10 protein-coding genes are annotated in these 11,756 nt (G+C 35.9%); all 10 read left to right on the top strand.

Annotated features, from left to right (window positions below; genetic code table 11):
- The first annotated feature begins 2 nt into the window (after positions 1-2).
- The 10 genes from purR to MHH45_RS16170 all read left to right on the top strand — a co-directional run bounded on the left by purR (position 3) and on the right by MHH45_RS16170 (position 11,746).
- Positions 3-851: a pur operon repressor gene (gene purR, locus MHH45_RS16215; RefSeq protein WP_016131601.1), complete on the top strand. Its 849-nt coding sequence runs from the start codon at positions 3-5 to the stop codon at positions 849-851.
- 204 nt (positions 852-1,055) lie between these two features.
- Positions 1,056-1,430 (top strand): RidA family protein, encoded by a 375-nt coding sequence (locus MHH45_RS16210; protein ID WP_016116906.1) that lies wholly within the window; start codon positions 1,056-1,058, stop codon positions 1,428-1,430.
- A 150-nt stretch (positions 1,431-1,580) separates the two neighbouring features.
- Positions 1,581-1,874 (top strand): septation regulator SpoVG, encoded by a 294-nt coding sequence (gene spoVG, locus MHH45_RS16205; protein ID WP_002174553.1) that lies wholly within the window; start codon positions 1,581-1,583, stop codon positions 1,872-1,874.
- Between the two features lie 510 nt (positions 1,875-2,384).
- Positions 2,385-3,764, top strand: a complete 1,380-nt coding sequence (gene glmU / locus MHH45_RS16200) for a bifunctional UDP-N-acetylglucosamine diphosphorylase/glucosamine-1-phosphate N-acetyltransferase GlmU (RefSeq protein WP_016116907.1) — start codon at positions 2,385-2,387, stop codon at positions 3,762-3,764.
- Positions 3,765-3,782: 18 nt separating this feature from the next.
- Complete coding sequence (locus tag MHH45_RS16195) at positions 3,783-4,736, top strand: ribose-phosphate diphosphokinase (RefSeq protein ID WP_000107420.1); 954 nt, start codon at positions 3,783-3,785, stop codon at positions 4,734-4,736.
- A gap of 72 nt (positions 4,737-4,808) precedes the next feature.
- On the top strand, positions 4,809-5,369 hold the full coding sequence (pth, locus tag MHH45_RS16190) for an aminoacyl-tRNA hydrolase (RefSeq protein WP_016116908.1): 561 nt from the start codon (positions 4,809-4,811) through the stop codon (positions 5,367-5,369).
- Positions 5,370-5,439: 70 nt separating this feature from the next.
- The gene (locus MHH45_RS16185) at positions 5,440-5,664 is read left to right on the top strand and encodes an anti-sigma-F factor Fin family protein (protein WP_016116909.1); all 225 of its coding nucleotides are present in this window, start codon (positions 5,440-5,442) and stop codon (positions 5,662-5,664) included.
- 106 nt (positions 5,665-5,770) lie between these two features.
- Positions 5,771-9,301 (top strand): transcription-repair coupling factor, encoded by a 3,531-nt coding sequence (mfd, locus tag MHH45_RS16180; protein WP_016131602.1) that lies wholly within the window; start codon positions 5,771-5,773, stop codon positions 9,299-9,301.
- A gap of 135 nt (positions 9,302-9,436) precedes the next feature.
- On the top strand, positions 9,437-9,973 hold the full coding sequence (gene spoVT / locus MHH45_RS16175) for a stage V sporulation protein T (protein WP_006093076.1): 537 nt from the start codon (positions 9,437-9,439) through the stop codon (positions 9,971-9,973).
- A gap of 171 nt (positions 9,974-10,144) precedes the next feature.
- The gene (locus MHH45_RS16170) at positions 10,145-11,746 is read left to right on the top strand and encodes a putative polysaccharide biosynthesis protein (RefSeq protein ID WP_088094413.1); all 1,602 of its coding nucleotides are present in this window, start codon (positions 10,145-10,147) and stop codon (positions 11,744-11,746) included.
- Positions 11,747-11,756 lie beyond the last annotated feature (10 nt).

Genomic DNA, 11,756 nt, shown 5'->3' with positions numbered 1-11,756 from the left:
ATGTGAAAATTAGACGGAGTACAAGACTAGTTGATATGACTTACTATTTATTGCAAAATCCTCGTCAGTTAGTTTCTCTCACTTTTTTTGCTGAACGGTATCAATCAGCTAAGTCTTCCATTAGTGAAGATTTAGTTATTATTAAGCAAACGTTTGAACAACAAGGGGTCGGCACATTGCAAACGATAGCAGGGGCAGCAGGAGGAGTGAAATATATTCCATATATAAGTGAAGAGGAAGCAAATCTGATCATTAATGAGCTTTGTGGCTTATTTGAGAATCCAGATCGTATTCTTCCAGGTGGATACTTATATATGACGGATCTTTTGAGTAATCCACGCTATATCAACGGGGCAGGTCGCCTATTTGCTTCTGTATTTGCGAGGCAGCCGATTGATGCGGTTATGACGGTAGCAACAAAAGGGATTCCGCTTGCATATGCGGTAGCGAATTATTTAGATGTACCTGTAGTAATTGCAAGAAAAGATAATAAGGTAACAGAAGGACCAACAGTTAGTATTAACTATGTATCAGGTTCATCTAAGCGTATTCAAACAATGACTTTAGCAAAACGTAGTCTTCCGGAAGGTGCCAATGTTTTAATCGTTGATGATTTTATGAAGGCTGGAGGAACAATTCAAGGCATGATTAGCATGCTAGAAGAGTTTAATGCCAATGTTGTTGGAATCGGCGTATTAGTAGAATCGACAGATATTGAAGAAAGACTTATTAATAACTTTGTTTCTTTAATCCGCTTATCAGAAGTAGATATTAAAGAGAAAACAATTCAAGTGGAAAAAGGGAATTATTCACTTGTGCCATTTGACGAAGGGCTTGTAGAAGCTGAATAAAAAGGTAAAGCAGAAGCTTTATCTTTTTTTGTAAATGAAAGTGCTAGTGGACGTTAAGTCTTTTCTTGTATTGTGAAAGTCTTACCGCCCGCTAGCACAGTTCATCCTAATTATTTTAGATAGGATGAACTGAGTTTATATGGGAAGAAAGTTTTCTAGGAGTTTTTATTTAAGGAAAATAAAATAATAAAAGGGTGAGAAAATATGAAAGTAGTTCAAACAAATCAAGCACCACAAGCGATTGGTCCATATTCACAAGGAATTATCGTAAATAACATGTTTTATAGCTCAGGACAAATTCCATTAACGGCAGGTGGAGAACTTGTAACAGGTGATGTGAAAATACAAACCGAACAAGTATTTCAAAATTTACAAGCTGTGTTAGAAGAGGCAGGAGCATCATTTGATACGGTTGTAAAAACAACTGTATTTTTAAAAGATATGGATGATTTTAATGATGTAAACGAAGTATATGGAACATATTTTTCTGCACATAAACCAGCTCGTTCTTGTGTACAAGTTGCAAAATTACCGAAAGATGTTTCCATCGAAATTGAAGTTATTGCCCTTGTAAAATGAAAATTTGTAAGCGATAACGTCCATTAATTCTTATATTCCGTTAAAAAAAATTTTTATCTTAAAAATTTTTAAAAAATTAAAGGGAAAATAGAAAATTTGTGGAATTTATACAAATATATCGCTTATTTAGAAAAGGGTGGTGAACACAAGATGGAAGTGACTGACGTAAGATTACGCCGCGTAAACACAGAAGGCCGTATGAGAGCGATTGCCTCTATTACATTAGACCATGAGTTTGTTGTTCATGATATTCGTGTAATTGATGGCAATAATGGATTATTTGTAGCAATGCCAAGTAAACGTACTCCAGATGGGGAGTTCCGTGATATTGCGCATCCAATTAATTCTAACACACGCTCAAAAATTCAAGATGCGGTTTTAGCTGAGTATCACCGTTTAGGCGAGTTAGAAGAAGTTGAGTTTGAAGAAGCAGGAGCTTCGTAAAATTCGAATAAAAAGGGCTCTAATAAAGGAGCTCTATAATTTTGTAACAAACTCCTGTAAACACTTACAGGGGTTTGTTTTTTTATTTGTAAATCCATTTTGATTTATTGGCGCCTAAGTTCCGGCTATGAAAATAAAAGAAGATCGGAACTCGTTATCTCCTTTTGTCTTCCCTTGGCATGGAGGCAAAAAAGGCCCTGACCGCTTCTGTGCGAGGCGGGGCGCTCTCTCCCGCCTAAAAAGAACGGTTTTTTACTTATAAAGTGTTTATTTTGAATAAAATTTTCCGCTAATTAAAGCCTCACTTTATTGTCCTCGTTATATGTAAACTTCTAATTTCTTTAAAATCATTCGAAATAGTATATCTTATTTCCTAAAAAAAGATACTAAAGAATAAAACATCTTATAAGAAGTATGGTAAAATTTAATAGTTATGCCGTGTTTCTTGAAATATATAATGATTTAGGATAATATCTTTAATGGATAAATAGGTTGCGATGGAGGTTCTATATGTCAAACAGATTTGCAGTGATTTTAGCTGCAGGTAAAGGCACACGTATGAAGTCCAAGCTATACAAAGTGCTTCATCCTGTATGCGGAAAACCAATGGTACAGCATGTAGTTGATCAAGTATCTCAATTAGGATTGCAGAAACTTGTAACGGTAGTTGGACATGGTGCTGAAAAAGTACAAGAACAACTAGGGAACGTAAGTGAATTTGCATTGCAAGCAGAACAACTTGGTACAGCACATGCTGTTGATCAAGCTGCCGATGTACTTGCAAATGAAGAGGGAACAACTTTAGTTATTTGTGGTGATACACCCCTTATAACTGCAGGAACAATGGAAGCATTGTTAAAGCATCATGAAGAAGCAGGAGCGAAAGCGACGGTGTTAACAGCGTACATAGAAGAGCCTGCTGGATATGGCCGCATTGTTCGTAATGAAAGTGGTCATGTTGAAAAAATCGTTGAGCATAAAGATGCAAATGAAGTAGAGCGAGCTATTAAAGAAATTAATACAGGGACGTATTGTTTTGATAATAAGGCACTATTTGCTTCACTTTCTAAAGTTTCAAACGATAATGTTCAAGGTGAATATTACCTTCCAGATGTTATTGAGATTTTGAAAAGTGAAGGTCATATTGTATCAGCTTATCAAACAGAGCATTTCGATGAAACATTAGGTGTTAATGACAGAGTCGCTCTATCGCAAGCGGAAATTATTATGAAAAAGCGTATTAACCAAAAGAACATGGTAAATGGTGTTACAATTATTGATCCAAATAACACATACATTTCTGCTGATGCAATCATTGGTAATGATACAGTTCTTTATCCAGGAACAGTTATTGAAGGCAAAACTGTAATTGGTTCTGATTGTGAAATTGGTCCACATACAGTAGTACGTGATAGTGAAATTGGAGATTGTACGACAATTCGTCAATCTACTGTACATGACAGTAAGATTGGTATGGAAGTTTCAATCGGTCCATTTGCACATATCCGTCCAGATTCAGTTATTGGTGACGAAGTACGCGTTGGAAACTTCGTGGAAATCAAAAAGACTGTTTTTGGTAATAGAAGTAAAGCTTCACACTTAAGTTATATCGGGGATGCACAAGTTGGAGAAGACGTGAATCTTGGTTGTGGTTCAATTACGGTGAACTACGATGGCAAGAATAAATTTAAAACAGTTATTGGTAACGGCGTATTTATTGGTTGTAATTCAAACCTTGTTGCTCCTGTAACAGTTGAAGATGGTGCTTATGTTGCGGCAGGCTCTACAATTACAGAGAGTGTTCCATCAAAAGCATTATCAATTGCACGTGCACGTCAAGTTAACAAAGAAGACTATGTTGATCAATTGCTGAATAAGAAAAAATCATAATGTGGAGGGTTAATCTAGATGTCGACTCAATATCTAAATTCTAATTTGAAAGTATTCTCTTTAAACTCTAATAAGGAACTTGCTGAGCAAATTGCAAAGCATATTGGAGTAGGGTTAGGGAAATGTTCTGTTGACCGTTTTAGTGATGGAGAAGTTCAAATTAACATTGAAGAAAGTATTCGTGGTTGTGATGTATTCATTATTCAATCTACAAGCTTCCCAGTAAACGAACATATCATGGAATTACTTATTATGATTGATGCGTTAAAACGTGCATCTGCAAAAACAATTAATATCGTTATTCCTTATTATGGTTATGCGCGTCAAGACCGTAAAGCGCGTTCTCGTGAACCAATTACATCGAAACTTGTAGCAAACTTGCTTGAAACAGCAGGTGCAACTCGTGTAATCACTCTAGATTTACATGCTCCACAAATTCAAGGGTTCTTTGATATCCCAATCGACCACTTAATGGGTGTACCGATTCTTTCTGATTACTTTGAGACAAAAGGTCTTAAAGATATCGTAATCGTATCTCCTGACCACGGTGGTGTAACACGTGCAAGAAAAATGGCGGATCGCCTAAAAGCGCCAATCGCTATTATCGATAAACGCCGTCCACGTCCGAATGTATCGGAAGTAATGAACATTATTGGTAATATCGAAGGTAAGACAGCAATTTTAATTGATGACATCATTGATACAGCTGGTACAATTACATTAGCAGCAAACGCTCTTGTTGAGAACGGTGCTTCTGAAGTATATGCTTGCTGTACACACCCAGTTTTATCTGGCCCAGCAATTGAGCGTATCCAAAACTCAAATATTAAAGAGTTAGTTGTAACAAACTCTATCGTATTACCAGAAGAGAAGAAAATTGATAAAGTACATGAGCTTTCTGTTGCTCCATTAATCGGAGAAGCAATCATTCGTGTTTACGAAGAAGAATCTGTGAGTGTATTATTCAATTAATTGGATAGAATGAGACGTAACCAAATTTGGTTACGTCTTTTCGTATCGTAAAAAGAAAGTAGTGGTACAAGAATGAAATTAATAGTAGGACTTGGGAACCCAGGTAGAGAATATGAATTAACAAGGCATAATATCGGATTTATGGGAATTGATGAACTTGCGAAACGATGGGGAATTTCTTTAAATGAACAAAAGTTTAAAGGTATGTATGGTTCAGGATTTGTTAATGGCGAAAAAGTAATTTTATTAAAGCCACTTACGTATATGAATTTATCTGGAGAAAGTATCCGTCCGCTTATGGATTACTATAAAATTGATGTGGAAGATTTTGTTGTCATGTATGATGATTTGGATATTCCAGTAGGTAAATTGCGCCTTCGTATGAAAGGTAGTGCAGGCGGCCATAACGGTGTGAAATCGACAATTTCCCATTTAGGAACGCAAGAGTTTCAACGTATTCGTATGGGGATTGATCGCCCGAAAAATGGTATGAAAGTAGTGGATTATGTATTGGGGCGCTTCACAGCAGAAGAGCTGCCAGAAGTAAATCATTCCATTGAAAAGGCTGCGGCCGCATGTGAAGAGTGGTTAAAGAAACCATTTCTTCAAATTATGAATACTTTTAACGGTTAATGTTCTAATTTGGAATATTTTATGATGTTTTAATCCATACTAATAGTAATTGTACACTTAGGAGGATAGTATGGAAGGACATTATTACTGTAGACATTGTGGGTGTAACGTAGGTGCCATTACCGCAGAAAAGGTATACAGCAAAGTTTTATTTCAACTAACAGAGCAAGAACGATTGGATATGATTCATTTTCATGAAAATGGAAATATATATATAAAAACAATCTGTGAGTCGTGCCAAGAAACGCTCTCATCTTATCCGGAGTATTATGAGTATGAAAAATTTTTGCAATAAAATGTTGTCGCTTTGGCGTGTCCAAAGCATTTTTCTGTTTTCTTTTTCCAAAATATTTGCATAAAAATATATTAACTTGCTCTTTATGTTGAGAGGGGTTTTGAAAATGATAGGGTTATTAGAGCAATTTTATAAAAATAAAGAAATACAATCCATTATTAATGGACTAGAAGAAGGATTGAAAGAGCAGCTTGTATCAGGTATGGCAACTTCTTCTCGTTCTTTATTAATGGCTGCTTTATATAAAAAAACAAAGCAGTCGCAACTTGTTGTTACACACAACTTATTTCAAGCGCAAAAAGTATATGAGGATTTAGTATCACTACTTGGTGAGCAGGATGTATGGTTATATCCGGTTAATGAATTAATTGCGTCAGAAATAGGGGTTGCAAGCCCAGAACTGAAAGCGCAGCGTATTGAAGTATTAAATCGTTTAGCGATGGGCGAGCGGGGCATTATTGTTGTTCCAGTTGCTGGATTACGTAGATTTTTACCAATAAAAGAATTATGGAAGCAAAAGCAAATCGAAATTAGTCTAGGGCAAGAGATTGATTTAGATGTATTGCTTCATACATTGCATCATATTGGATATGAACGTAAGTCAATGGTAGAAGCACCTGGAGAATTTAGTTTGCGCGGGGGTATACTGGATATTTATCCGTTAACTGAAGAATTACCGTTTCGTATAGAGTTCTTTGATACGGAAGTAGATTCTATCCGCTCATTTGATGTAGAAGAACAACGCTCTCAAGATAAAAGAGAAAGCGTGAAATTCGGTCCTGCGACAGAATTTTTATTTTCAAAAGATGAACTGAAATTAGGGGTAGAGCGTCTTGAGGAAGGTTTAATGAAGACGATGCAGAAGCTCTCTGATGATAAAATCAAGACAGCAGTACTTGAAACAGTTAGTCACGAGATAGAAATATTGAAAAACGGACAGACTATAGAGCAAATGTTTAAATATTTATCTATTTTTTACAAAGAACATGCTAGTCTAATAGACTATTTACCTGAGAATGGTGTCGTTATCTTAGATGAAATTTCGCGTATTCAAGAAACGGCATCACATCTTGAGACAGAAGAAGCGGAATGGTATACATCGCTTCTAAGTGAAGGGGCAATTATTCAAGATTTGGTGTTCTCACACCAATTTGAAGAATTTCTACACCATAAAAAGAGAAGCTTTGTATATTTAACATTATTTTTACGCCATATTGCACATACGCACCCGCAAAATATTGTTAATGTAACGTGTAAAACAATGCAGGACTTTCATGGGCAAATGCAATTGTTAAAAACAGAAATTGATAGATGGACTGAAGGGGATTTCACGACTGTTGTATTGGGAACAGATGAAGAACGCGCAAAAAAATTACAATATATTTTAAGTGATTATGATATTGAAGCAGACATTATAGAATCTACAGATATATTGCTTCCTGGTCGCCTTCAAATTGCTGTAGGTGATTTACATGCAGGATTTGAAATGCCGATGCAAAAGCTTGTTGTGATTACAGAAAAAGAGCTGTTCCATAAAAAAGTAAAAAAATCACAACGTAAGCAAAAACTATCGAATGCAGAGCGTATTAAAAGTTATTCAGAGTTAAAAGTTGGCGACTACGTTGTTCATGTAAATCATGGTATCGGTAAATTTTTAGGAATTGAAACGTTAGAAATTAATGGTGTCCATAAAGATTATTTGAACATTAAATATCAAGGTAATGATAAGTTATATGTGCCAATCGAACAAATTGATCAAGTACAAAAGTATGTAGGATCAGAAGGTAAGAATCCGAAAGTTTACAAACTAGGCGGAAACGATTGGAAAAAGGTCAAAACGAAGGTAGAAAAATCTGTACAAGATATTGCAGATGACTTAATTAAATTGTATGCAGAGCGTGAGGCTTCAAAGGGATATGCGTATACGCCGGACACTGCAGAGCAGCAGGAATTTGAATCATCTTTCCCGTACCAGGAGACAGAAGATCAGTTGCGTTCTATTGAAGAAATTAAGAAAGATATGGAACGTGGGCGTCCGATGGATCGACTTCTATGTGGTGATGTTGGATATGGTAAAACGGAAGTTGCAATTCGTGCAGCGTTTAAAGCAATTATGGATGAAAAGCAAGTTGCAATTTTAGTACCGACAACGATTCTTGCACAACAACACTATGAAACGATTCGAGAACGTTTTCAAGACTACCCAATTAATATTGGATTGTTAAGTAGATTCCGTACTAGAAAACAACAAAATGAAACAATTAAAGGTTTAAAAGATGGGACAGTTGATATTGTTATTGGAACACATCGCATTTTATCTAAAGATGTAACCTATAAAGATTTAGGCTTACTAATTATCGATGAAGAACAAAGATTTGGTGTTACGCATAAAGAAAAGATTAAACAATTGAAAGCGAATGTTGATGTATTAACATTGACGGCAACGCCAATTCCGCGTACGCTCCATATGTCTATGCTCGGTGTACGAGATTTATCTGTTATTGAGACGCCGCCAGAAAATCGTTTCCCGGTACAAACATATGTGGTTGAGTATAATCCAGGGTTAATTCGAGAGGCGATAGAACGGGAACTTGCAAGGGGCGGTCAAATTTATTTCTTGTATAACCGTGTTGAAGATATTGAAAGAAAAGCAGATGAAATCTCTATGTTAGTCCCAGAGGCGCGTGTGACGTATGCTCATGGGAAAATGAACGAAGGTGAACTAGAGTCTGTCATGCTATCATTTTTAGATGGACAGCATGATGTTCTTGTAAGTACAACGATTATTGAAACAGGTGTTGATATTCCTAATGTAAATACATTAATTGTATTTGATGCCGATCGTATGGGATTATCACAGCTTTATCAGCTTCGTGGGCGCGTTGGTCGTTCAAACCGTGTTGCTTATGCATACTTTGCATATAAGCGTGATAAAGTGTTATCAGAAGTCGCTGAGAAGCGTTTACAAGCAATTAAAGAATTCACAGAACTTGGATCAGGATTTAAAATTGCAATGCGAGATTTATCCATTCGTGGTGCTGGTAACTTGTTAGGGGCTGAGCAGCATGGATTCATCGATTCTGTCGGATTTGATCTATATTCTCAAATGTTAAAAGATGCGATTGAACAGCGTAAAGGAACACAAGGAATTGAAAATACGGTTGATGTTGAAATTGATTTAGAAGTGGATGCTTACTTGCCAGACGCTTATATTTCAGATAGTAAACAAAAAATTATGATGTACAAACAATTTAGAGGTGTCTCTGCGATTGAAGATATTGAGGAATTACAAGAAGAAATGATTGATCGTTTTGGAGACTATCCGCAAGAAGTTGGATATTTATTACAAATTGCAAATATTAAAGTATTAGCAACGAAAGAACAGATTGAGCTAATTAAACAAACAAAATTTGAAGTGACGTTTTTATTCTCAGAGCAATCAAGCCAAAATATTGATGGTGGAAAATTATTTATGCTTGGTAATAGTTTTGGTCGTATGATTGGTCTTGGTATGGAAGGTTCTCGTTTGAAAATTGTTATGAAAACGAATGGATTAGAGACATCAAAATGGTTAACAATCGCCGAAAATTTATTAAAAGGTTTGTCTGACGTGAAAAAAGAAGTAATAAATGCCTAAAACAAAATAAAAAATGTAATTCGACGTGCATAGAAGAACTAATGTGTAAAATACTATGTCTAACAGTTGGTGATTTTTACATGAACAGGTAAATTCACCACTTTCATCATCAGTAGAAAGTGAGGCAGCATTAGAATGAAAGCAACTGGAATCGTACGTCGAATTGATGATTTAGGTAGGGTAGTAATTCCGAAAGAAATTCGTAGAACCCTTCGTATCCGAGAAGGAGATCCGCTAGAAATTTTTGTGGATCGCGATGGAGAAGTGATTTTGAAAAAATATTCTCCAATTAGTGAATTAGGTGATTTTGCAAAAGAATATGCAGAAGCTTTATACGATAGTTTAGGACATAACGTACTCGTATGTGATCGCGATTCCATTATCGCCGTAGCGGGGGTATCTAAGAAAGAATACTTAAATAAAAGTGTTGGCGATTTAATCGAAAAAACGATGGAAGATCGAAAATCTGTTGTTATGACAGATGAAAGTGAAATTTCGATTATCGATGGTGTAACCGAAAAGGTTAGCTCTTATACGGTTGGACCAATCGTTGCAAATGGAGATCCGATTGGAGCTGTTATCATCTTTTCAAAAGAAGCAATTATAAGTGAGGTAGAGCATAAGGCAGTAAATACTGCTGCAAGTTTTTTAGCAAAACAAATGGAACAGTAATTCTTCTTAATCATAATATTTCTTTATAAAAGGTTTTTTCGGAAAGTAGGATTGTATTTCATTTAAAGGTAGCGTCTTGCTACCTTTTTTATTGTATAAATCTAAAAGGAATCCTGTTTTTTCTTTGTGATATAATACGAGGGATGAGAATAGGAAAAGGAGTTTTCTCGTATGGAAGCGAAGAAGTATCAAGCTTTTTGGCGCGGGGCTATTATATTAACGATTGCAAGTTTTGTTACGAAAGTATTAAGCGCTTTTTACCGTATTCCATATCAAAATATAGCGGGAGATGTTGGTTTTTATATTTATCAACAAATTTATCCATTTTATGGATTTTGTTTAATTTTAGCTACTTATGGTTTTCCCATCATTATTTCTAAGATGGTAGCAGAGCGTTTAGAACAAGGGAAGCAGGAAGAGGCAGAGGGAATTATTTGTGTTTCTTTTTGGTTTTTATTAGGAATCGGTTGTATAGGTTTCTTTACGTTGTTTTTGGGAGCGCACACGATTGCATCAGTCATGGGCGATGCAAATTTAGATAAACTGCTAAGAGTTATTTCATTTTCATTCTTGTTAATGCCCTTTTTATCTGTTGCACGAGGGCACTTTCAAGGGTTTAACAATATGATACCGACAGCTATATCGCAAGTGATTGAACAAACGGTTCGTGTGTCAATTATTGTGTTCTTATCGTTGTTCCTCATCGCACATGAATTTGATTTATATACAGTTGGAGCAGGAGCGATGTTGGGGTCGATTGCAGGCGGGTTTATTGGTATACTCGTACTTTTATTTTATATGCGGCATAATTTTCGCTCTATTTTCTTACAAGGATGGAAGAGGATACACAATAAAAAGAAAATCATTCGAATCCTTTTTTGGCAAGGAATGGCTATTTGTGTTAGTAATTTAGTGTTAATTTTTATACAAATGGCAGATTCCGTTTCGTTTTACACATTGCTTATTCAGGCAGGAGAACCGGCGGAAATTGCAAAAGTATTAAAGGGTGTTTATGACAGAAGTATCCCGCTTATGCAGCTTGGTACAGTTGTGACGACTTCATTTTCACTTTCGCTTATTCCAATTATTACTTCAGCAAAAGAACGAGGAGATCGTCTGTTTATTCAACAAAAGGTGCAGTTAGCGATGAAGATAACTTTTGTGATTGGAGTTGCGGCTGCATTAGGATTAGCGTGTATCATTAAGCCGACAAATATTATGTTGTTTGAAAATAGTGAGGGCTCAGGTGTGTTAGCTATTTTAGCTGTTTCTATTTTATTTAGTTCCTTATCCATTACAACGGCTTCTATTTTGCAAGGGCTTGGTCAAACTGTAAAGCCGGCACTGTTTGTTATATTTGGAGGGTGTCTAAAATTATTGCTCAATTATATGTTAATGCCGCAATTTGGTGTAACTGGGGCGGCAGTCGCAACGTTAATTTCGCTCATGGTTATCGCTTTGTTAAATAGTGCTTTCCTTATTCGAATTGTAGAAGAACCACTCATTCATAAACAAGGCATATTTGGAGTAACGATCAGCGGATTAGGAATGGTCGTTATATTAATGTTATTTATGCGTATTTATGAAGGGTTGGGACTAGCAAGTGATGAAGGGTATAGAGGATTAGCTTTAATTGAAGCGTTGCTAGGCGTAGCGATTGGCGGATTGGTATATCTGTTTTTAATTACGAAGTTAAGTGTTTTTACAAAAAAAGAATTAGGGACTGTTATGAAGCAAGAGAAGGTAGAAGCTTCATTGAAGAAGAGTGGATAGAGGTGAATGG

The sequence above is a fragment of the Bacillus sp. FSL K6-0042 genome, from assembly GCF_038006685.1.
Lineage (GTDB): Bacteria > Bacillota > Bacilli > Bacillales > Bacillaceae_G > Bacillus_A > Bacillus_A pseudomycoides.
This window is presented reverse-complemented; position numbering and strand designations above follow the sequence as displayed.

Coding starts and splice junctions, on each gene's coding strand:
- MHH45_RS16210 (WP_016116906.1), top strand. CDS start 1,056: ATGAAAGTAGTTCAAACAAATCAAGCACCACAAGCGATTGGTCCATAT.
- spoVG (WP_002174553.1), top strand. CDS start 1,581: ATGGAAGTGACTGACGTAAGATTACGCCGCGTAAACACAGAAGGCCGT.
- glmU (WP_016116907.1), top strand. CDS start 2,385: ATGTCAAACAGATTTGCAGTGATTTTAGCTGCAGGTAAAGGCACACGT.
- MHH45_RS16195 (WP_000107420.1), top strand. CDS start 3,783: ATGTCGACTCAATATCTAAATTCTAATTTGAAAGTATTCTCTTTAAAC.
- pth (WP_016116908.1), top strand. CDS start 4,809: ATGAAATTAATAGTAGGACTTGGGAACCCAGGTAGAGAATATGAATTA.
- MHH45_RS16185 (WP_016116909.1), top strand. CDS start 5,440: ATGGAAGGACATTATTACTGTAGACATTGTGGGTGTAACGTAGGTGCC.
- mfd (WP_016131602.1), top strand. CDS start 5,771: ATGATAGGGTTATTAGAGCAATTTTATAAAAATAAAGAAATACAATCC.
- spoVT (WP_006093076.1), top strand. CDS start 9,437: ATGAAAGCAACTGGAATCGTACGTCGAATTGATGATTTAGGTAGGGTA.
- MHH45_RS16170 (WP_088094413.1), top strand. CDS start 10,145: ATGGAAGCGAAGAAGTATCAAGCTTTTTGGCGCGGGGCTATTATATTA.